At 64.9% G+C, this 21,622-nt stretch carries 21 protein-coding genes; 1 reads left to right on the top strand and 20 read right to left on the bottom strand.

Annotated elements, in window-relative coordinates; genetic code table 11:
• Window positions 1-2: 2 nt before the first annotated feature.
• The 16 genes from ccmI to ACE04A_RS19565 all read right to left on the bottom strand — a co-directional run bounded on the left by ccmI (window position 3) and on the right by ACE04A_RS19565 (window position 13,484).
• Window positions 3-1,385: a c-type cytochrome biogenesis protein CcmI gene (gene ccmI / locus ACE04A_RS19640; protein ID WP_485820422.1), complete on the bottom strand. Its 1,383-nt coding sequence runs from the start codon at window positions 1,383-1,385 to the stop codon at window positions 3-5.
• A complete protein-coding gene (locus ACE04A_RS19635) occupies window positions 1,382-1,906 on the bottom strand; it encodes a cytochrome c-type biogenesis protein (RefSeq protein WP_448719099.1) in 525 nt (174 codons plus the stop codon). The genes ccmI and ACE04A_RS19635 overlap by 4 nt, the downstream gene beginning before the upstream one ends.
• Window positions 1,903-2,424, bottom strand: coding sequence for a DsbE family thiol:disulfide interchange protein (locus tag ACE04A_RS19630; protein WP_448719098.1), 522 nt, complete (start codon window positions 2,422-2,424; stop codon window positions 1,903-1,905). Before ACE04A_RS19630 ends, ACE04A_RS19635 begins: the two co-directional genes overlap by 4 nt.
• On the bottom strand, window positions 2,421-4,445 hold the full coding sequence (locus ACE04A_RS19625; RefSeq protein ID WP_485820421.1) for a heme lyase CcmF/NrfE family subunit: 2,025 nt from the start codon (window positions 4,443-4,445) through the stop codon (window positions 2,421-2,423). Before ACE04A_RS19625 ends, ACE04A_RS19630 begins: the two co-directional genes overlap by 4 nt.
• Window positions 4,442-4,963, bottom strand: a complete 522-nt coding sequence (gene ccmE / locus ACE04A_RS19620; protein WP_279994474.1) for a cytochrome c maturation protein CcmE — start codon at window positions 4,961-4,963, stop codon at window positions 4,442-4,444. The genes ACE04A_RS19625 and ccmE overlap by 4 nt, the downstream gene beginning before the upstream one ends.
• Complete coding sequence (gene ccmD / locus ACE04A_RS19615; protein ID WP_279994475.1) at window positions 4,960-5,145, bottom strand: heme exporter protein CcmD; 186 nt, start codon at window positions 5,143-5,145, stop codon at window positions 4,960-4,962. Before ccmD ends, ccmE begins: the two co-directional genes overlap by 4 nt.
• A complete protein-coding gene (gene ccmC, locus ACE04A_RS19610; protein WP_279994476.1) occupies window positions 5,142-5,933 on the bottom strand; it encodes a heme ABC transporter permease CcmC in 792 nt (263 codons plus the stop codon). The genes ccmD and ccmC overlap by 4 nt, the downstream gene beginning before the upstream one ends.
• A gap of 8 nt (window positions 5,934-5,941) precedes the next feature.
• Window positions 5,942-6,607, bottom strand: a complete 666-nt coding sequence (gene ccmB, locus ACE04A_RS19605) for a heme exporter protein CcmB (protein ID WP_279994727.1) — start codon at window positions 6,605-6,607, stop codon at window positions 5,942-5,944.
• Window positions 6,573-7,262, bottom strand: a complete 690-nt coding sequence (gene ccmA / locus ACE04A_RS19600; protein ID WP_448719094.1) for a heme ABC exporter ATP-binding protein CcmA — start codon at window positions 7,260-7,262, stop codon at window positions 6,573-6,575. The genes ccmB and ccmA overlap by 35 nt, the downstream gene beginning before the upstream one ends.
• Window positions 7,249-7,902: a cytochrome c3 family protein gene (locus ACE04A_RS19595; RefSeq protein ID WP_279994478.1), complete on the bottom strand. Its 654-nt coding sequence runs from the start codon at window positions 7,900-7,902 to the stop codon at window positions 7,249-7,251. The genes ccmA and ACE04A_RS19595 overlap by 14 nt, the downstream gene beginning before the upstream one ends.
• A gap of 16 nt (window positions 7,903-7,918) precedes the next feature.
• Complete coding sequence (locus ACE04A_RS19590) at window positions 7,919-8,407, bottom strand: nitrate reductase cytochrome c-type subunit (RefSeq protein ID WP_448719093.1); 489 nt, start codon at window positions 8,405-8,407, stop codon at window positions 7,919-7,921.
• A gap of 19 nt (window positions 8,408-8,426) precedes the next feature.
• Entirely contained in the window at window positions 8,427-10,922 is a 2,496-nt protein-coding gene (napA, locus tag ACE04A_RS19585) for a periplasmic nitrate reductase subunit alpha (RefSeq protein ID WP_279994480.1), read from the bottom strand.
• Complete coding sequence (locus ACE04A_RS19580) at window positions 10,906-11,223, bottom strand: chaperone NapD (protein ID WP_259248992.1); 318 nt, start codon at window positions 11,221-11,223, stop codon at window positions 10,906-10,908. The genes napA and ACE04A_RS19580 overlap by 17 nt, the downstream gene beginning before the upstream one ends.
• A gap of 23 nt (window positions 11,224-11,246) precedes the next feature.
• Complete coding sequence (gene napE, locus ACE04A_RS19575; protein ID WP_127184184.1) at window positions 11,247-11,405, bottom strand: periplasmic nitrate reductase, NapE protein; 159 nt, start codon at window positions 11,403-11,405, stop codon at window positions 11,247-11,249.
• Window positions 11,406-11,670: 265 nt separating this feature from the next.
• Window positions 11,671-12,525, bottom strand: coding sequence for a beta-keto acid cleavage family enzyme (locus ACE04A_RS19570; RefSeq protein WP_279994483.1), 855 nt, complete (start codon window positions 12,523-12,525; stop codon window positions 11,671-11,673).
• On the bottom strand, window positions 12,522-13,484 hold the full coding sequence (locus ACE04A_RS19565) for a 3-hydroxyacyl-CoA dehydrogenase family protein (RefSeq protein ID WP_279994484.1): 963 nt from the start codon (window positions 13,482-13,484) through the stop codon (window positions 12,522-12,524). Before ACE04A_RS19565 ends, ACE04A_RS19570 begins: the two co-directional genes overlap by 4 nt.
• Window positions 13,485-13,607: 123 nt before the next feature.
• On the opposite strand from ACE04A_RS19565, the gene ACE04A_RS19560 reads away from it, so the two are divergent.
• On the top strand, window positions 13,608-14,516 hold the full coding sequence (locus ACE04A_RS19560) for a LysR family transcriptional regulator (protein ID WP_100855258.1): 909 nt from the start codon (window positions 13,608-13,610) through the stop codon (window positions 14,514-14,516).
• An 87-nt stretch (window positions 14,517-14,603) separates the two neighbouring features.
• On the opposite strand, the gene ACE04A_RS19555 is transcribed toward ACE04A_RS19560, so the two are convergent.
• The 4 genes from ACE04A_RS19555 to ACE04A_RS19540 are packed head-to-tail and all read right to left on the bottom strand — an operon-like array spanning window position 14,604 to window position 21,446.
• Entirely contained in the window at window positions 14,604-15,719 is a 1,116-nt protein-coding gene (locus tag ACE04A_RS19555; protein ID WP_448719091.1) for a hypothetical protein, read from the bottom strand.
• Window positions 15,719-18,445: a T6SS effector BTH_I2691 family protein gene (locus ACE04A_RS19550; RefSeq protein WP_485820420.1), complete on the bottom strand. Its 2,727-nt coding sequence runs from the start codon at window positions 18,443-18,445 to the stop codon at window positions 15,719-15,721. Before ACE04A_RS19550 ends, ACE04A_RS19555 begins: the two co-directional genes overlap by 1 nt.
• Window positions 18,442-19,338, bottom strand: a complete 897-nt coding sequence (locus tag ACE04A_RS19545; RefSeq protein WP_448717189.1) for a DUF4123 domain-containing protein — start codon at window positions 19,336-19,338, stop codon at window positions 18,442-18,444. Before ACE04A_RS19545 ends, ACE04A_RS19550 begins: the two co-directional genes overlap by 4 nt.
• Window positions 19,335-21,446, bottom strand: a complete 2,112-nt coding sequence (locus tag ACE04A_RS19540) for a type VI secretion system Vgr family protein (protein ID WP_448717188.1) — start codon at window positions 21,444-21,446, stop codon at window positions 19,335-19,337. The genes ACE04A_RS19545 and ACE04A_RS19540 overlap by 4 nt, the downstream gene beginning before the upstream one ends.
• Between the last annotated feature and the right edge of the window lie 176 nt (window positions 21,447-21,622).

Below are 21,622 nucleotides of genomic sequence, written 5' to 3'. Positions count from 1 at the left end.
CGTCAGCGCACCACGGTGTCGGCCACCAGCTCCAGATCGCGTGCGCGGATGTCCACATCGGACAGCACGCCGGACAAGTCGCCCGGCTGGGCGGCGGCCTTGCCTGAACGGCTGATGCGGATTTCGACCTGCACGCGGCTGGCCCCAGACAGCTTGGCCTGTGGAGACATGGCGCTGCTGTCATCCAGCACGAAGGCGCGCGGCAGGTCCGACACGCGCCATTGCGTGATGGCCAGCGGCATGCGCGAGCCCGCGACGGGGCGCGCCAGGATGAAGACGGTATCGCCGGGCCGGACCTGATCGCGCAGCGCGTCAGCGATGCTCGCGGTGCCCGAAATGCGGGCGGGAGACGGGTCGGCTGCGGGCGTGGCGGTGTTTGTGGTGGCGTCGGTGGCGGCATCGCCCGTGTTGCTGATCGAAGCGCTTGTGCCACTACCCGAACCCGCAGCCGGCGCGCCGGCTGACTGGGCGCGCGCCTGGGCGATGTTCGACTGGATCTGGCGCGCGGCCTCGGAGTCTGCCGGCAGCAACGTTTGCAGGCGTTCCCAATGCACCAGTGCCTCGGCCGCGTCACCACGGCGCAGCGCCATCATGCCCGCCAGCGCCAAGGCCTTGGGCTGGTCAGGGTCAGCCACCAGCGCCTGTGCCACCGCCGCGATGGCGTCGGTGTCCGGCTTGCCTTGATTGGCCGAGAGCAGGGCATCGGCCAGGTCCGCTAATACGGCGGGCTGCCCCGGTACCAGCCGCAGCACTTGCCGATACGCCGCTACCGCATCCGTATAGCGCCCCAATGTTTCGTAGGAACGCGCCAGCGTATACCAGCCGTCGGCATCGTCGGGGCTGGCGCGCAGCCGTTGCGCCAAGGCATTGATGGCCACGGCCATGTCGGCACCATCGCTAGCCGGGCCTGCGGCGTTGGTTGCCGCGCCATTATCGGCGCCATTGCTTGCACCATTCCCCACGCCGTTACCCGCGATGTTGGCATGCGCGGGCGCCGTGCGCGTGTGCGTCATGTCGGCCACGGCGCGCGGGTTGCCCAGCTTGCCGTACAGCAGCACGGCAGCCACGGGGATCAGCACGCTCAACAGGCAGGCGGCGGCCAGGCCGGCGCGCTGGCCGCCGACCCGCCCCACGCGGGATTGGCGCGCCGCCAGGTCTTGCAGCAGTTCACGCTGCAATTCTTCTTCCGCGCGCAACGCGGCATCGGGGCTCACGCTGCCGGCGCGCAGGTCGCGTTGCAACTGCTCGCGCTGTGCCCGATAGAAGGCGCGCAGGTTCTCGTCGGCAGCGGGCGCGCCGGGTAGCGCGCGGCGCAGCAGCGGAGGAATCAGGCACAGCAGGGTGGCCAGCAACAACAGCACGACGACAATCCAAAGCGAGGTCATGGGTCGGTGTCCAGAAAGCGGGTGGCGCGGGCGCGCTCGTCTGCCGTCAATGGCGCGCGGGCCACGGCGCGCCGCTTGAGCGTGCGTACCAGCACCCAGAAGCCCAAGGCCAGCAAGGTGAACGGGCCCAGCCACAGCAGCCAGGTAATCGGTTTGAAGGGCGGGTCATAGCGCACGAAGTCGCCATAGCGGTCTTCGAAAAAGCGCATGATCTGCGTGTCGCTGCGGCCCTCGGCCAATTGCGCGTGAATCAGCTTGCGCATGTCTTGGGCAAGCGGCGCGTTGGAATCGGCCAGGGTCTGGTTCTGGCAGACCAGGCAGCGCAGGCCGTGCGCCAGCTTGTCGGCGCGTTGCTGGTCGGTGGGCGACAGGGCGGGCAGGGCGGGCGCGGTGGGTGCGGCGAGTGCGGGCGAGGGCGAGGCGGTCTGCGCGATCGCCGTGCTCAAGGTCAGCAGGATCGCGACCTTCAGCGCCGGCATCAACGCCTGCCGCAGCGTCAACGGAAACCACCGCCCGCTCATTTCAGCGCCTCGACGATCGGCAGGATCCGCGTGCGGAAAATCTCGGGTGTGATCAGGCCCAGATGCTTGTGGCGGATGCGGCCGGCGCCGTCGATGACGAAGGTTTCCGGCACGCCGTAGACGCCATATTCGATGCCGACCCGGCCGTCCGTGTCGCTGGCCGAGGCCACGTACGGGTTGCCATTGCGCGCCAGCCAGGCGACGGCGTCTTCGGGTTTGTCCTTGTAGTTCAAGCCGTATAGCGGGATGGCGTGACGCTGGGCAGCGTCGCGCAGCACCGGTAATTCTTCCCGGCATGGCGCGCACCACGATGCCCATACGTTCAGCAACCACACTTGCCCACGCAGCGCTTGCAGGTCCAGTTGTTCGCCCGGCGATTGCAGCACCGGCAGGTTGATGGGCGGGGCCGGCTTGTCGATCATGGCGGACGGTACGGCGCGCGGGTCACGTGACAGGCCCATCGCCAGGAACACGGCCATTGCCATGAAGACGGCCAGCGGCAGCACGTAGCGCATCAATAGCCCTCCCGTGCCTGGCGCTGCGCCGTGGCCAGGCCTGGCTGGGCCTGACGCGCAGCGGCTTCCTGCCGGCGGCGGTAGCGCTTGTCGCCCGCGGCCAGCAGGCCGCCCAACGCCATCAGCACGCAGCCCGCCCAGATCCACATCATGAAAGGCTTGACCTGGATGCGCACCGTCCAGGCAACCTTGCCCCCCGGGTCGCTCACCGGTTCGCCCAGCGCCACGAAGAGGTCGCGCGTGGGGCCGCTGTCGATGTCGGCCTGGCTCAAGGCCATGTCCTGCACGATGTACAGGCGCTTTTCGGGATACAGCGTCACCACCGGCTTACCGTTGCGCGTGACCTTGAACTCGGCGCGCTGGGCGCTGTAGTTGGGGCCGGTGGCGGGCGCGATGCCGGCAAACGTGAACTGGTAGCCGCCCGCGTCCTGGGTGGCGCCCAGGTCCACGCGGACTTCGTGTTTGACCTCATAGCCGTTGGCCAAGGTGACGCCCGCGATGAAGACGCCGATGCCGGCGTGCGCCAGCAGCATGCCGTACCAGGAGCGCGGCTGCCGTCCCAGGCGGCGCAGCCATTGGCCGTCGGCGCCGTCGGTCAGTCGTTGCCATGCATGTGCGCCGGCGGCGGCCACCGACCAGGCGGCCAGCCACAACCCCAGCATGACCAACGGCGAGCCCAGGCGCGCCGGCCCCGGCATGGCCAGCGGCAGCAACACGGCGGTCAACACGCTGACGACGAAGGCAGCGCGCAGCTTGCGCGCCAGGTCGGGCACTTCGGCTTGCTTCCAGCGCGCCACCGGCCCCACGCCCATCAGGAAGATCGCGGGCGTCATCAACGGGACGAACACCGCTTCGAAGTAGGGCGGGCCGATGGAGATCTTGCCCCAGTCCAAGACGTCGAGCACCACGGGGTACAGGGTGCCCAACAGCACTGAGCCCGCCGCCACCGTCAGCACGACATTGTTCGACAGCAACAGGGATTCGCGCGACAGCAACGAGAACCCGCCGCCCAGGCCCACCGAGGGCGCGCGCCAGGCGTACAGCACCAACGAGCCGCCAACGATCACGGTCATGAACGCCAGGATGTACAGGCCCCGGCCGGGGTCCACCGCAAAGGCGTGCACCGAGGTCAGCACGCCGGACCGGACCAGGAAGGTGCCCAGGATGCTGAGCGAAAACGTGCAGATGGCCAGCAGCACCGTCCAACTGCGGAACGCGCCCCGGCGCTCGGTGACGATCAGCGAATGGATCAGCGCGGTGCCCGCCAGCCAGGGCATGAACGACGCGTTCTCCACCGGGTCCCAGAACCACCAGCCGCCCCAGCCCAATACGTAATAGGCCCATGCGCTGCCCAGCAGGATGCCCACGGTAAGGAATGTCCACGCGGCCAAGGTCCAAGGACGCACCCAGCGCGCCCACAGCGCGTCCAGCTCGCCCGACAGCAGCGCCGCGATCGCAAAGGCAAAGGCCACGGAAAAGCCCACGTAGCCCATGTACAGCATCGGCGGGTGCACGATCATGCCGGGGTCCTGCAGCAGCGGATTCAGGTCGCGGCCGGCCATGGCGGGCGGCATCAGCCGTTCGAACGGGTTGGACAGGAACAGCAGGAACAGCAAAAAACCCACGCTGATCCAGCCCATTACCGCCAGCACGCGCCCGGTGAAAGCCAAAGGCAGGCGGCGGCTGAAGACGGCGACGGCCAAGGTCCAGGCAGTCAGCAGGTACAGCCACAGCAGCAACGACCCTTCATGCCCGCCCCACACGGCGGCAAAGCGATAGGCGGCAGGCAGGTCGGCGTGCGAGTTGCCCGCCACGTACAACACCGAAAAGTCGTTATCGACGAACGCCCAGGCCAGGCAACCAAACGCCAGCGTCGTCAGGCAGAACTGGCCCACGGCGGGGGGGGGCGCTACGCGCAGGCCCGCCTGCCAGCCGGTGGCCGCGCCGATCAGCGGCAACGTGGCCTGCGTCAGCGCCACCAGCAAGGCCAGGATCAGGCTGAACAGGCCTATCTCGGGAATCATCGGACCTCCGGGCGCGAAGCGTCGGCGGCTATGTTGCTGGCCATGCCGGTTGGGGCAGCGGCGTTGCCGGTCACCGCAAGCGCGCCACCGGATGCGCCAGCCGCGCGCTTGAGCGCGTCGGCGGCTTCGGGCGGCATGTAATTTTCGTCGTGCTTGGCCAGCACCTGCGTGGCGCGGAATACGCCGTCCGAGTCCAGCTTGCCCGCCGCCACCACGCCCTTGCCTTCACGGAACAGGTCCGGCAACAGGCCCTGGTAGGCGACCTGCACGGTGTGCGCGGTATCGGTCACGATGAAGCGCAAGGTCACGCCGTCGGGCTCGCGCCGCACCGAGCCCTGTTCGACCAATCCGCCCACGCGGAAGCTGCCGCTGGTTGGGGCCTCTTTCGCGGCGATCTGGCTGGGGCTGAAGAAGAACACCAGGTTCGATTGCAGCGCGTTCAGCACCAGCGCCGTGGCCAGGGCCAGCAGCGCCAGCCCGCCCGCGATAGCCCATGCGCGACGCTTGCGGGGGCTCATGAGCGCCCCGATTCCGCGCGCGGGTCGGACGATACGCGCGAAGTGCGTGAGCCGGACCGCCTGCGCGCGCGGCGGCGCCACAGCAAAAAGACTTCCAGGCCCATCAGCGCCACCGTCACCCCATAGGCGCCCAGGATGTACGGGCCATGGCCTTGCAGCGAAAACAATGCGTCCCAACTCATGGCGCCTCCTGGCGGCCGGGCTGGCCCGCGTGGTCATGGCTACCCCTGACGCCCGAACGCACGGCGCCCGAATGCACGGCGCCCGGTTCGCGTTGCGCGATCACCCCGCGCACGCGCGCCAGCGCCACGGCCGCGCTGTACAGCCAGAACGCCGCCACCATCAGCAGCATGGCCGTCAGCATGATGCGCGCCATGCTGGGCGCGGTGGTCAGGTTGATGGATGCGCCCTGATGCAGCGTGCTCCACCACCGCACCGAAAAATAGATGATGGGCACGTTGACCACGCCGGCCAACAACAGGATGGCGCCGCCGCGGTCGGCCCGGCGGGTGTCGTCGGTGGCCGCTTGCAGGGCGATGAACCCCAGGTATAGAAACAGCAGGATCAACTCGGACGTCAGCCGCGCGTCCCAGACCCACCAGGCGCCCCAGGTTGGCTTGCCCCACAGCGCGCCCGTCCACAAGGTCAGGAAGGTGAAGAGCGCGCCAGTGGGCGCCAGCGCGCGCATCATCATGAACGACAGGCGCGTGTTGTAGATGAGGCCCAGTGCGGCATAGCCCGCCATCACCAGGTACAGGAACATCGACATCCACGCGGCCGCCACGTGGATGAAGAGGATGCGGTAGACCTCGCCCTGCTGGCTGTCCGGGGGCGCGACGACCAGGCCCACGTACAAGCCGGCGGCGGCAAAAAGGGCGGCGGCCAGCGCCAGCCCGGGAATCCATCGGCCGGCCAGCGGGTAGAACAGCGCGGGCGAGGCATAGCGCATCCAGCCAGGTTGCTTGTGCATGGGCCCTCTCATTCCAGCGCCACGCGCAGCGCGGCGGACGCGCTCCAGGGGCAGAGCAGAATCGCCAGGCACAGGCACGCGCCCAGCAGCGACAGTTGTGGCCCCGCGCCCAGCCCGGCGTACGTGGCCGACACCGCGCCCGCGCCGAAGATCAGCACCGGTACATACAGCGGCAACACCAGCAAGGGCAATAGCGCGGCGCCGCGCAGGCCCAGCGTCAACGCCGCGCCCAGGCCGCCCACCAGCGCCAGCGTGGGGGTACCCAGCAGCAAGGAGAGGACCAGGACGCCGATGGCGTGCGGCGGCAAATCAAACTGCAATGCCAGGATGGGGCTGGCAAGAATCAGCGGCACACAGCCGCTGAACCAGTGCGCCGCCAGCTTCACGCCCACCAGCAGGGGCAGTGGGTGGGGCGACACCAGCAGTTGCTCCAGCGCGCCGTTATCGTGGTCTTGGGTAAACGGGCGGTGCAGGCTCAGCAAGATGCCCAGCAGCGCGCACACCCACAGCACCCCCGGCCCGATGGCGCGCAGCAGCGCCGGGTCGGGGCCGACCGCCAGCGGAAACAGCGATCCGGCCACCACGAAGAACAGGGTGGCGCCCAGCGTGTCGGCGGGCCGCCGCCAGGCCAGCCGGATGTCACGCAACACCAACTGAGACAGCGTAGCCAGCATCCGCGTAGTCATCCATGTTCAGGGTTTGCAGGCGATCGGGGGCGGCGACGGGTTGCCGATGGCAGGCCACCACCGCCGCGCCGCCAGCGTCCAGGTGCGCGTCCAGCGCGGCCCACAATTGTTGAAGGCTGGCCGCGTCCAGCCCCGCATCGGGTTCGTCCAACAGCCATAGCGGCTTGCCGCTAAGCATCACGGCCGCCAGCGCCACCCGACGCGCCTGCCCTTGCGACAAACGGGCCGCCAGGGTATGCCGGCTGGCGTCCAGGCGCCACGCAGCCAGCCCGGCGGCGAGGGCGTCATCGCCTTGCGGGACGCCCGCCACGTGCAGGCTGTAGCGCAGGTTTTCCAATGCGCTCAGGTCCCCGCACAGGCCGTTGGCGTGCCCAAGATACGCCACGCGTGCGAAGTAGGACGACGGGTCGCGCGACACGTCGCGGCCCAAGGCATGCAGCGAGCCCGCTACGGGCCGCAGCAAGCCGGCCAACATGCGCAGCACGCTGGTCTTGCCGCTGCCGTTGGCGCCGTGCAAGTGCAACAACTGGCCGGCGTGCAGGTCGAAGTGCAATGGGCCCAGGCCGTGCCCCGGCGCACCGCCCCGCGGGCAGCACAGACCGGTGGCGGCAAGAAGCGGCGGGGGCGCGTCAGCGGGCCGCATTGGCTGGCCCCGCCTTGGCGATTTCCTTGGGCGTGCCGGCGGCCGGCGCCGCGTCGGACGTCTGCCCCGGCGGAATATGCGGCAAGGTGTGCGCGATGCCCTTGTGGCAATCGATACAGGTCTTGGATTTGTCCGCCAGATAGGTCGAATGCATGTTCTGCGCGCGCACGCTCTGGCGCGTGAAGTCCATGTATTCGTAGTTGTGGCAGTTGCGGCATTCCAGCGAATCGTTCGCCTTGAAGCGCGCCCATTCGTGCTGGGCCAGTTCCAGCCGCTTGTCGACGAATTTTTCGCGCGTGTCGATGGTGCCGAAGATCTTGCCCCACACTTCCTTTGACGCCTGCATCTTGCGCGCGATCTTGTCCGTCCAGTTGTGCGGCACGTGGCAGTCCGAACACAGTGCGCGCACGCCCGAGCGGTTGGTGAAGTGGATGGTGCCCTTTAATTCCGCATAGACGTTGTCGCGCATCTCATGGCAGCCGGTGCAGAACTTCTCGGTGTTGGTCAGTTCCATGGCGGTGTTGAAGGCGCCCCAGAACAGGATGCCGCCGATGAAGCCGCCTATCGTCAGAAAGCCCAGGCTGAAATGCACGCTGGGGCGGCGGATGATGTTCCAGTAGCGCTTTAGAAGCTTGACCATGGCGGCGTCCTGTCCCTTACTTCTTGTCTGTCGCCGGGGCGGTCAGGCGCTTGAGGATCACGTCGATGTCCTGATAGGTGTTGGACACCAGCGGCTTGGCCTCGGCTTGCGGCACATGGCATTGCACACAGAAATACCGGCGTGGCGACACTTCGGCCAGTACATTGCTGTCGCGGTCCATGTAGTGCGTGACGCTTAGCGGTGGCGCCTGGGTTTCCTCGGTGTTCACGCGCGCATGGCAGGCCAGGCAGCGGTTGTAGTTCTTGTCGATCTGATAGCCGTCGATCTTGTGCGGAATGGTGGGCGGCTGCATCGAATACGTCCGCATCCGCTTGATGTCCTTGTTTTCGATGGGACTGATCAGGGGCGGGTTGGCCTCTTCCGCAACGGGCGTAGATCCCCGCATGGGGTCTACGACCTCGAACGGCGGCGCGGCCCAGGCGGACGAGCCCAACAAGGAACCCGCAACGAGTGCAATGGCGATGGCGGCGGTGCGCGTTTTCATGGCTGTCTCCCCCAGGCCTTCAGACCTTGACGATCCGGACCGCGCACTTCTTGAAGTCGGTCTGGAAAGAGATCGGGTCGGTGGCGTCCAGCGTGACCTTGTTGATCAACTGGCCGGCGTCGAACCAGGGCACGAACACCAGGCCGCGCGGCGGCTTGTTGCGCCCGCGCGTTTCCAGCCGGGTGCGCATTTTGCCGCGCCGCGATTCGATTTCGACTTCCACGCCGCGTCGCAAGCCCATCGCCTGGGCGTCGTCCGGGTGCATGAAACAGACGGCATTCGGAAAGGCGCGGTACAGCTCCGGCACGCGCCGCGTCATGGACCCGGAATGCCAATGTTCCAGGATGCGGCCGGTGGATAGCCAGAAGGGGTATTCCTTGTCGGGCGATTCCGGTGGGGGCTCGTAGGGCAGGGCGTAGATGATGGCGCGTCCGTCGGGGTGGCCGTAGAACTCGAAGCCCGCGCCGGCCTTCACGTAGGGGTCGCTGCCTTCACGGTAGCGCCACAGGGTTTCCTTGCCGTTGACCACCGGCCAGCGCAGGCCGCGTACCTCGTGGTAGGTGTCGAACGGCGCCAGGTCGTGGCCATGGCCCCGGCCGAACTCGGCGTATTCCTCGAACAAGCCCTTTTGCGCATAGAAGCCGAACGCCTTGGCCTCCTGGTTTTCGTATTCCGCGTTCAATTCGCTGTTGGGGAATTTGTTGACCTTGCCGTTGGCGTACAGAACGTCAAACAAGGTCTTGCCGCGGTACTCCGGCTTCTTGGCCAGCAGGTCGGCGGGCCAGACTTCTTCCACCTTGAAGCGCTTGGAAAACTCCATCAACTGCCATAGGTCGGAGCGCGCGTCGCCGGGCGCGTTCACCAGTTGATGCCAGAACTGCGTGCGCCGTTCGGCGTTGCCGTATGCGCCTTCTTTTTCCACCCACATGGCGGTGGGCAGGATCAGGTCGGCCGAAATGGTCGTGACCGTGGGGTAGGCGTCCGACACCACGATGAAGTTGGCCGGGTTGCGGTAGCCGGGCAGCCCTTCGTTCATCAGGTTGGCGGCCGCCTGCATGTTGTTGTTGACCATCACCCAATACGCGTTGATGGTGCCGTCCTTCAGCATGCGGTTTTGCAACACCGCGTGTGCGCCGACCTTGTCGGGGATGGTGCCGTCCGGCAGTTGCCAGATCTCTTCCGCGTGCGCGCGATGCTTGGGGTTGGTGACCACCAGGTCGGCCGGCAGCCGATGCGAAAACGTGCCCACTTCGCGCGCGGTGCCACAGGCCGACGGTTGGCCCGTCAATGAGAACGGGCTGTTGCCGGGCGTCGAGATCTTGCCGGTCAACAGGTGGATGTTGTAGGCCATGTTGTTGGCCCACACGCCGCGCGTGTGCTGGTTGAAACCCATCGTCCAGAAAGACGTCACGCGGATCTTCGGGTCGGCGTACAGCTCGGCCAGATCGCGCAACTGCTTTTGCGGGACGCCGGTCAGCTTGGACGTGTATTCCAGATCGTATTTCGACACGAACTTGGCGAATTCGTCGAAGGTGATGGGCTTGGATCCGCCGGCCTTGTCTGCGTTCTTGGCGGCCTTTTGCAAGGGGTGGTCGGGGCGCAGACCATAGCCGATGTCGGTATTGCCTTCGTGGAATACGGTGTGCTTGTCGACGAAGTCGCGGTTCACCCGCTTGGTCTGGATGATGTAGTTGGCGATGTAATTCAGGATGGCCAGATCGGTTTGCGGCGTGAAGGTCAGCGTCAGGTCGGCCAGCTCGTACGAGCGGTGCTCGAAAGTGGACAGCACCACCACGCGCGTCTTGGGCGCGGACAGCCGGCGGTCGGTGACACGGGTCCACAAGATGGGATGCATCTCGGCCATGTTCGAGCCCCACAGCACGAAGGCGTCGGCGTTCTCGATGTCGTCATAACAGCCCATGGGTTCGTCGGCGCCGAAGGTACGCATGAAGCCCACCGCCGCCGACGCCATGCAGTGGCGCGCGTTCGGGTCCAGGTTGTTCGACCGAAAGCCCGCCTTCATCAGCTTGAGCGCGGCGTAGCCTTCCCAGATGGTCCATTGGCCCGAGCCGAACATGCCCACGGCGGTCGGCCCCTTGTCTTTAAGCACGCGCTTGAACTGTTCGGCCATCACGTCAAACGCCTGGTCCCACGATACCGGGGCAAATTCGCCGTCCTTGGCGTATTTGCCGTCTTTCATGCGCAGCAGCGGCGTGGTCAGCCGGTCGTTGCCGTACATGATCTTCGACAGGAAATAGCCTTTGACGCAGTTCAGGCCCTTGTTCACATCGGCATTGAAATCGCCGTGCGTGGCCACGACCTGGTTGTCCTTTACCGCGACGTTCACGCCGCAGCCGGTCCCGCAGAACCTACAGGGCGCCTTGGACCACTTGAGTTTGGCGGCCTCGGATTCGGTCACGATGTTCTGCGTCATGCCGACGATGGGAATGCCCGCCACGGTGGCGGCGGCCGCGGCGGCGGACTGCTTGATGAAATCTCTACGAGCCATGGACATCGCCAATCTCCTCGTTCATCGCGGCCAGCGTGTCGGCGTGCTGATAGACCAGCGCCGAAGCCAGTACGCCATCCAGGCGCTGAATCTCGGAGATCCGCGCCATCATGTCGTCGGTGGTGGGCGCTTCCAGCGTGACGACCAGCTTGCCGGTGTCGGACGCGCCATGGATGTCCGAACCCGCTATCGCCAAAATGGCGGCGCGCACGTCGGGCAAGCGGTGGGGCAGGGCATGCACAACCAGACTGGCGATGTGCAGCTCGGGTGGCGCCGGGGGCGGCGCGGTGGGGGGAAGCGCGGACATGGAAGGGTTTCCGTCGCCTGGCATCAGCTGCCCGGGGGGCCGGCGATCAGCTGATAGGCCCAGACGATGAACCCGTAACCCGCCACGATGATGACCGTGAGAACGGGGGCCATGACAGCCGTCAGGAACAGAAAACTTCGCAGCTCCTGAGGCTTGGTGTAGCCATCTGACTCGTTTTGCACACACCACCTCACTTTGACAGTTGGGGTATTGCATTGAACGTGCGGATGTCGAAGTTTTTAGCAGTGCTTTTACATTGCGTCAATGTTGCATGGCGGCGAAACAATATTGCGGCGCTGCAATATGGCGGTGCCTAGGGCAGCGCGTAGCGCGGCGATCAGGCCGCACATGGCACGGCGAAAAAAAAGCGTGCCGAATGCGTAGGTCGGATCGATCCGGCATAGCATTCGACACGCGAGACGCGGTCGGTGTTGATGCGAGTTTGAATCAGGCAATCGCGCCGTAGATGCGGCGCGCGTCGGCGGCGGTGGCAATGGGCCGGCCCAGCGCGCGCGCCCCGTCCGCCGCCTGGCGAACCAATGCCGCGTTGTCCGGTGCGACGCTTCCATCACGCAGCTTCAGGTTGTTTTCAAAGCCCACGCGCATGTGGCCCCCAAACGCTGCCGCTGTCGTGACGCAGGCGTTTTCCTCGGGGCCGAACGCGCATACCGCCCAGGGCAAGGACTGATCGTAGGCACCCAGGAACGGCAGCAAGTCATACGCCGACGAGGTCTGGCCCGCGCTGTAGCGGCCCAGCACGAACAGCACCGACCACGCGCCCGGCGGCACCAGCCCGCGCGCGCGCAACGACAGCCAGCGGCGCACGTCGCCTTCGTCGTACAGGATGATCTGCGTCATGATGCGGCACTCGGCCAGCCAGGCCAGGAACGCCGCCAGTTCCGTCTCCGGAATGTCCGGCACGGCAATTTCGCGCAGGCCGATCGACACGGCTTCCGGCTGCAATTCGCGCACCAGCGCAATCTGTTCGGCGGCCTTGTACACGCCGGCTGCTTCGCTGGTGACCTGCACCAGCAATTCGCGGCCCACGGCGCGTTCCACGGCGGCCAGGGCGTCGCGGTAAGCGGTAGCGTCCAGCAGATGGCTGCCGTCCGGCTTGCGCACGTGCATGTGCATCATGCCGGCGCCCGCGTCCAGGCAGGCGCGCGCTTCACGCGCCAGGTCGTCGGCGGTCAGCGGCACGGCCGGATGGTCGGCCGCCTTCTTGTAGGCGCCGTTGGGCGCCACGGTGATGATGACGGGGGAGTCGGCCAGCGCGGCGCGCGGCAGGGCAGGGGCGTTCAAGGCTGGATCTCCGGTAGTTCCGGGTTGATAAGGTCTAGGCCGGCTCGCAGCAGGCGGTCGTAGCGGGCGCGTTCGGCCGCAATGGTCTCGGGCGTCCAGGCGTAGAAGCCTTCGCCCGCCTTCATGCCATGACGGCCGTCGGCGGCGCGCTCGGTCAGGCAGCGCGCGGGGTGGTCCGCGTTGCAGAACGTGGGGTACATCGTGGCGCCCGCAGCGGCGTGCACGTCGATGCCGGCATGGTCGCGCTGCATGACGGGCCCGGCGGCCAGGAAGCGGAAGCCAAAGCCGAAGCGCACGGCGGCGTCCACGTCTTCCGGCGACGCGATGCCACGGTCGATCAGGTCAAATGCCTCGCGCGACAACGCATGCTGCAATCGGTTGGCCAGAAAGCCCGGCAGGTCTTGCTTGACCTTCACCGGCACGCTGCCGCAACGGCGCATGAAAGCAATCAGCGAATCGGCGCAGGCGTTGTCGCTGGCTTCGCCCAGCACCACTTCCACCAAGGGCACCAGATGCGCGGGCATGAAGAAATGCAGGCCCAGCATGCGGCCGCGCGTGTCCAGGCCTTGGCTGATGGCGCTGATCGGAAAGCTGGAACTATTGCTGGCCAGGATGGCGTCGGGGCGCGCCCGCTGCGCGAGGTCCGCGAACAACGCTTGTTTGATGTCCAGGCGTTCGGGGATGCATTCGATGACCAGGTTCACCGTGGACCAGTCCACCTCGTCCAGGCTGGCGGCCGTGGCCAGCAACGGGGCGTTCGCCTCGCGTCCAATCGTCTTCAGATTTTCCGCCACGCGCGCGGGCAGGCCCGCCGCGCGTTCGGCGTTCGATTCGATCACGGTGGTGCGGCAGGCGGCGCGGGTCAACACCACCGCCACGTCCGCGCCCATCGTGCCGCCGCCCACCACCACTGCATGCGCCGCGCCCGGGTTGGGCAGCGCTGTTGCGTCCGTCTGCATGGTTTGCTCCTGTCATTGCATCGTCGTTGGGGGCGAGTGTAGAGAAGGGCGTTTGATAGATGAATCAGATTTTTTGGATAGAATGATCGACAAAACAGATCAATACGACCCGGGTGTAGAGACATGCAGATCAACCTTTCGATGCGCGACATCGATACCACGCTGGTGCTGGGCCGTACGCTGAATTTCCGGCAGGCGGCGGCGCAATTGCATTTGTCGCAATCGGCGCTATCCACGCAGATACAGCGCATTGAAGAAGCCTTGGCCGTGCGCCTGTTCGACCGCACCACGCGCACCGTGCGGCTGACGGCGGCGGGCGAAGTCTTCATGCAGCAGGCCGCGACGTTGCAGGCGGCGTTTCGCGACGCCATCGCGGCGGTCAGCAGCATTACCAGCGCCGAGCAGGGGCAGGTGTCGGTCGCCGCGCTGCCCTCGCTTGCTGCCCGCTTGCTGCCGCGCGTGCTGATGACCTATCGCCAGGCGCACCCGCATGTCGCCCTGAAAGTGCGCGACACCTTGTCGGGCCCGGCCTTCGACCTGGTGCGCGCGGGCGAAGTCGACTTCGCGCTTACCGCCGCCGACCCGCAGCACGCCGACCTGCACTATGTGCCGCTGATGTCCGATAGCTTCCTGCTGCTGATTCCCGAGTCGCATCCGCTGGCCAAGTCCCGTGGCCCGCTGCGCTGGGCCGACACCGCCTCGGCCGAGCATGTGTCGATGGTGCAACCCAGCAGCGTGCGGCAATACACGGAATGGGCCTTCCTGCAAAACCGCATCCGCTTCACGCCCGCGTTTGAAGCCGAACACCTGACCACCATTGTGGCCATGGTGGAATGCGGCTTCGGCGTGGCGGCACTGCCCGAGATCGCGGCGGGCGCCGTGGCGCAAACGGGGATCGTGCAACGCCCGCTGATCGGGCCGGTGGCGGAAAGGTCGATTGGCTTGGTCACGTCGCGCAACCGTAGTTTGTCGCCCGCGGCGGCGGCGTTGGTGGGGACCTTGAAGGAGTATCTGGCGTTGCAGGGGCGGTGAGGAGGCGCTGGGGGGGGCGTCAACGACGGCTGCTATCGTTAGCGGCAAGCGGCAAGCGGCAAGCGGCTGGCGGCTGGCCGCTGGCGGTTAGCGTTTGCGGTTATCCCAGCTTCCCTTGAGGGAAAATCGTTTGGGCCGTGGTGGCGGCGAACCCGGCCGGACCACCCATCGATGTGCATTTTCCAGCAGCGCCGCACGAATACCCGGCGGGTAGTCGTCGATGGTGGTCAATGGTGGAGTCGGCTTGCCGGGCAGTCCGGCTTCCCGGATGATCTTTGGCCAACGCGGACGCCAGCACAACAGCAGCGACACCCAATGCCCCAGCCCGATAACCACCAGGGCCGGAGATATCAATAGCATTCCGAGCCACGTCAGTGGGCCGCTGTGACGCAGGTACGGACCCAGCGCCTCGAACTGCGGCGCAAACGCCGGCCAAGGCAAGGGCAGGTGCGAACTGAGGCGCGGCGGGTCCACCGCATCCAGGCCGCCTTCATCCATGTAGCGGCGGATGTATTCCCATTCGGCTTTCATTTCGAATTCGGTGACGCTTTTCTTTCCGACGAAGACCATGTTGGGAAACGGAAGCGGAGAGTAGGGCGGGTACCAACCGACGACGAGGTTCACGCCGGGGACTTCATCGTGATGAATGTCGTCCCAAGGCAGCACGGCGATACCGCCGCAACTGGGCGGGCGGTGCAGATAGACCTGGCGGGTGATGCGGTTGAAGCGGATAAGAAGGTGGCGGGAAGTGAAGGATTCCAGGCGGGTGAAGCGGAAGAGGTATTTGAAGTAGACGTAGAGGAGGCCCACTCCCTGCACGGTAACGAGTATCAAATGCAGCGTGCGGGCAATGCCCCAGGGGTTTCTGTCAAACTCGGACAAGAGTGTCGGAAGGTATATAAATGCCTCCACCGCAGCCCCTAATATGAAGACAGAAATCATCGTAATAAATCCGCGCTTTTCTTCCATTCCACCGCAGCGCATTTCGAGGATGGTGTTGTCGCAGGCGTAGACGGGGCCTCTGGACATGGCGTGGTCAAAGCGTGAGGCGCGCAATCGCGCATATTCGGCGACAAGTAGGTCTTCGTATACGGGTTCTAAAGCCTTGTTGACGATATCGTTCGGATTTTCGTCCGTCTTTTCCTGTAGCCACGCGTCGGATTTGATGACGGAAAGCCAAAGAATCCACTCCATCAAGTACATCAGATTATCTCCAGCAAGGCGCCGTACAGGTCGGCCAGTTCTTTTTCCATTTCCTTATGCGGGCTGTTGTCTTGGTAGTCGACTCCGCGGTAGGTGCAGCGCTTGCACCATTTTTCCAAAGCGTCGTCGTCAAAGATGGCTATAGCTACGGTGGCGGCGACGCCTATCAACGTGCTACGCAGTAGTGCACTGCGTAGCAGGACCAGCATGGCCGGCTTGCCGAGGTACGCGGATACCTTCGCCGCCGCCATGATGATGGAAGTTATCGCGTATGACTTTCCGCCTCGCTCCGCCAGGATCTTCAGCATCGGACCAGCGGCGGCGAAAGCAATACTCGACTGGCTGCCAACCATTGCAAGCGCGGCCCCAAGCCGTAGTCGGTACGCCAGAGCCAATTCCGTTTTTCCCTCGCGCGTTGCGGCTTGGTCGTCTTTCAAGTCATACCCCATCAACACCACCCCACCCACCGCCGCCAACGCGCCGCCGACCAGCTTCAGTTGCCCCTGAAAAACCGTCGCGCCCCGTCCAGTCACGCTGGCCGCGCTGTAGTGCCCCAGTACCAGCTCCGTTCCCGCCGCCAAGATCTCCGTCCCGGCAGCGCCCGCAAGCAACCCATGGGCGATCAACTCCCCCACGCCGCGTTCGTCGTTCGGCATGTCCCGCACCCGCAAGGCAATCAACGCCGCTTCAAAGAACAGCAGCCAACTGCTGGCGCGTAGCTTGTAAAAGTCACTGCGATGGGCGTCCACCAGTTCAGTGGCAAATGCGAATCGGGTGTTCCTGCCAATTTGCGCGCGCAACTGCTTGGGATCCGCGCTTCTTCCCAGCTTGGTCAGTTCGTCAATGCGCATGTTCGTGGCACGTTTGCTGATGCTGGCGGCCAGCCAGCTTCGGGTGATGTTATGGAAATACCATTCCTTGCCGGCCGAGCCGTAGCGCAGGGATTGGCGGCCCAGGCTGGAATACCAGGCCAAAGCGCCGCCCGCCAGATTCGTTTCGCCGGTGGCGGCCAACGCTTCAAATAAGCCATTCGCTTTGTCGAATAGATCGGCCAGGTGTTGAACCGCGACGAACCCCGCCTGAACTTGCTGGATCATCCTGTCGTTGGATAGGACGGGGTTGGGCGCTTGGCTTTGCGCCTGGGTTTGCCCTTGACCGCGCGCTTCTTCCTGCGTCCGCTGCAATTCCGCTTGAATATCTGTTTGATTCAGCGCAAAGCCGCGCATCGCCAAGTTGGCGCGTTCGGTTGGGTTCCCGGCCCACCACTTTTCGATCAGATCCGCTGTACTTTTGCACCCATCCGCGCCCAACACGCACAAGCCTGTCTGGCCCGCGAAGCGCCAGCCGCTGGCCAGATCCCTGTCGTCGTAGACGTCCAGCGCGGTCAGCAGTTGCTCGCTGGCGAGCCATCGTTCGTGATTCTTGGCGCGCTTGGCGCCGACGGCTTCAGCGGTCGCCGACACGGCGTCGAAGGTCTTCAACTCCACGTCCATGTCCGCCACGCGCACCGCCTGCCCAGGGTTTGCGGGCGACAGGTATTTGCTGTCGAATCTACGCCGGTACTCACCGCTATCCAGCTTCGCCTGCATCTTGGCGCGCAGGGTGTCTTCGAACTGAGTGATGTACCGGTCTGCTTCGTTGTCCCAGCGTTCGCGCTCGTCGTCGTTCAAGATCCAGTTGCGGCCCGCCGCCATGCCCGGATCATAGACTCGGGCGCGCTCGATATCGATGTAGTGCTGGGCTTCCAGCGCGGCCGAGCGGGATTCGAACTGCTGCTTGACGTCGATAAACGCCTGCGCAACCAAGACCTTGCGCTGGTTTTCAATGCCTTTGTCGTCCTTTTTGTCCAGATAGCGCTGCACTGCTTCATAGGCGTCGTTGCGCCAGCTATTGAGCTGCTGGGTGATCCCGATGGCGTCATGCAGCACGATTCCAAAGCCACGAGCACGGCGCGCGCTTTCCTTTAGGTCCAGGGCGACAACGTTGCGCGCGTAGCGGTTTTCAGGATCGGAATACAACTGGCTGGCCAGAACTGGCGCGGTGTTCGGCTGGTCTTGCGCGATGGCGTCGGCCAACGTGTCATTGATGATGCTGGGATCCAGCACGTCGGCTGCCCGCGAGCACGACATCATCAATCTGCGGATATCGAACGCTTGCAGTTGATTGCGCAGCGGACTGAAGCTGGATATCAAGTCCAGCATGCGTGTCGTCAAGGGGTCGGGCGTGAACAGGGCGCGAAGTTCTTCGATGTCTTCAGGGGCTTTCAGGCAAAGGGTCCAGCCGCCCGGGCCGCTCTCGGCCGAGCCGTATAGATCGTGCACGCTGGCTCGCTGCGCGTGGAGTGGCTCGCGTTCGAAGCGCTGGGGGGCATACGGAAAAACACGCTTCAATAGACCGCTGTCATAGGTGCGGTAGGCGCTTTCGCAGGACCAGTCGTCCTGGAAGCGCTTCGTGAACAGGTAGAGATAGCCCCTGCGTATCGTGCGCACGGCATAGCGCGCGTACTCGCCCTGGAGTGGCGGTAACCCGGACGCAAGGTGACGCGGCAACGCTGGCGCCAAGGCTTCAAGGGCCGGGTCGGCGTCGGTCAGGACGGCGTAGCGCAGGGGCAGGATGGCGACTTCGCTCTTGCACGCGACCACGGGGCTGGGGCCGGCATCGCAACGGGTTCTGTCGGCGATGCGCAGGATTTGCGGCACCAGGGACTCAAGGGTTGGCGTCGTCATCGGGCAGTCCTGTTGCGTGGAGTGGGAATCGGAGTGGTGACGGCTAGCGGCGCTTCGCCAGCAACAGCCTGCTGTAGCGCGTGTTGCCATGCGCGGTCGGCTTGCAGGCTGGCCGCCGGCCGCGACAGTGCCGTGAATACGTAGGCAACCAGATCGTCGTGGCGGTTCAGTCCAATCTGATTCGCCGAGGCAAGATGAGACCGGATCTGCGCCAGGCGGACGCCACGGCATTGCGTGGAGAAAACGTCTGGCGAAACTTGTTCAAGTTCGTCCAGCAGTCGGTGGGGAAGTGGATTGCCCGCCAAGGCGTTCCACAGCGTTTCTGTCAGCACCAGCGGGCTGGGTGGCCGGCAGCGTGCGTTTGCACTGCCGGGAATGCGGTGCCATTGCGGGTGCTGGATGTTGGCGCCCGCGAACCACCATGAAATTACCGGTGCGAAGACGCTGGCGACCCAAGCGGCATCCGCCGTGCGGTACAGGACGGGTGTGATCAAGGAGTCGTAATAGCGCAGCAAGTAACGTTCGCCGTCTTTGCCTAGCGCGAAACAGGCCTGGCTCAAATGGGTGGCCAGGTCGGCAGGGCTGAGGACGCTGGTGATCCAGGCCTGGACGATGTCGGCATCGTAGGCGCCCGCGATCGACAGCAGGGCATCTCGCGACTTGGGGCTGCTGTCGTCCGATCCCACCAGCATTGCGCCTAGCGGTCGCAAGGCCAGAAAATCAGGATGCAACAGCAGGGAATGCATCCGGCCAGCCATGTCGTTCCGGATCCTGCCGCGCTGGGCATCCGATAACCCCGCCATATCGATCAGCACCATCAGGTACCGCGTTTGTCCGGCCGGCGCGGCGTGGATGTCTTCCTCCAACGCACGTTGTAGTTGCTGCGGAATCATGGGCTTACCTTCATCAGCGCGGTGCGCTCCTTTGCGGCCTTGATCCAGCAGCTCAGGCAAACGGGTTCGTCCAGGTTTGGCGCGCCGTCGATGTTCAGGGGCAGGCCGGCGCCGGCACCCTGCTGACTGAGCGGCCCCTTGATTTTGATCGCCACGCCATCCAGTGTGATGCCGCCCTCGTCCAGGGTGATGGACCCGCCAGGGCTTTGCAGCACGATCCGTTCGCGGGTCCGCAGGCGGTAAATGGGGGTATTCCGTTCAATGGCCTGGCGGGCTTCAATGTGGTGATGGCCCTGCACCTGGTGCTCGACGTGGCCGCCCGTTTCTACCCAGTGATTGGCAAACGTCTTGTCGCGACGGTTGTTGCCGACCTCTTCCGTGCGGTCCTTGCCAGTAATGATGGTGTGGTCGCGCACGATTTCCAGCAGGTCGTCCTGGCCGATGCGGTGGCGGCGGTCTTGGCCGATGTCGACGCGCTCGTCATTGCCCACGGTGTCTTCGCGGTCGTGGCCGATCACGATGGTTTCGTCGTTTTCTACTTTTTCACTGCGGTCATGCCCGACAAACGTGCTTTCGTCGTGGTTGACGTGAATGTTCTGATCTTTCTGCGCGTGGACGTAGATTTCTTCCTGGTCGCGTTCGTCTTCAAAGCGCAGCTCGTTATAGCCCTGGCCCTTGTGGGTCTGGCTCTTGATGGTCATGCGTGTCTTATGGCGCGGCAGTTCATAGGGCGGCAGTTGCAGCGCCATGTGCGTTCTGCCGGTGATGACCGGCTGGTCCGCGTCGCCGTCCAGATAGTTCACGATGACTTCCTGTCCGATCCGAGGTATGGCCATGTGGCCCCAAGTGGCGCCCGCCCAGTTCTGCGACACGCGTATCCAGCAGGAGCTGTGCTCGTCATGCTTGCCCAGGCGGTCCCAGGGAAATTGCACCTTGACCCGTCCATAGCTGTCGCAATAGATTTCCTCGCCGGCGGGCCCGGTCACCGTGGCAATCTGCGGCCCGTCGATCCTGGGTTTGGGCAAGGGCTCGGCCCGCCATTCGGCGTGCTTGGACACGAGCTCTGCCGTGTAGCCGTAGCGTGTGCCTCGTTCGGCATCGGCGCCGTCTTCTTGCTGGCTGGTGTGCTGGACGCCGTGATGTCGCATGCGTATCGGGCGCCAGCCTTGGTTGAGGTCGGTGCGCGGATGGCCGACCAGTTCGAATGAAAGTCCTGGAGTTAGGCGCGGATCGTCGCCTTCGACGGTTGCGACGCGCGCGTCCCGCCGCAGGCCACGCAGTCGGTTTTCAGTAAAGGGTTTGCCCGCTTCGTCGCGCTTGTAGCGGCCCGGGTAGTCGTAGCGTTCGTAGCGCGCGTGCTGATGATGCAGGTCGCCGCCGTCGCGGCTGTGCTCCTGGGCGTATTGCGGGTGGGTGTAGGTGTAGTCGCGCTGGGTCTGCCGAGCGGTACGGACTTGCTCGGCATAAGAAAACCGCCGTAGCGCGGGTTCGGGTTGGTCGCCGCCGGGCGCGGGTTGATAACGCACGGGGTCCCCGTCAATGCTGCCGTGTATGTGCAGCCGGTCGCTGTGCACCAGCCGGTGGCCCTTGGCGTGGTGATGAAAGGCGTAGAAAAATCCTTCTTCGCGGGCCAGGCGTTCGAGAAAGTGCAGGTCCGTGTCGCCTGCCTGCACGCAGTATTCACGCGGCAGGTGCTCGTGCGTAATCGTCTGCTCGTAGTCGAGAATGCCGTGCTCTTTCAGCACGAGTTGCAGAATCTCGGGCACGGACAACAGCTGAAAGATGCGCCAATCGGAACACAGGCCTGCGCGGGCCAACCGCGGTTCAACGGTGGCCCGATAGCGCGTGCGGCGAAAGCCGGTTGTGCCTTGCTCGAAGCGGGACACCACGCCGTGCACATAGCGCACCGGGGTGTCGTCGCGCCAGATGGTCAGCAGCGCGGGTTGATCCAGGATCCGGGAAAAGTCGATCGACGCATCGTCGCTGGCCAGTTCGAGGTCCAGGCGAAACGGTTCGGAAAGTGCCTCATCAAGCGTGAACTCAATAAGCTCGAAATCCAAGCCGCCGACGACGCCGAAACTAAAACGCAGGTCGCATTGATGAGTCACGATAGCCCCCCCCCGGAATGTGATCCCGATATCGTCGGGCACATCGTTGGGGTAGAGCTATAGGACGATTATGAAATGTAGACGGTGGTGCCTTCAGGCATCATTAATGGAAATGCCCTGCGTTTATCCTAAGCACCGCCGCGATCGGTAACGCGGATTTTCTCTTTTCAGCCTTG

It is taken from the genome of Achromobacter colocynthidis, from assembly GCF_057334535.1.
This window is presented reverse-complemented; position numbering and strand designations above follow the sequence as displayed.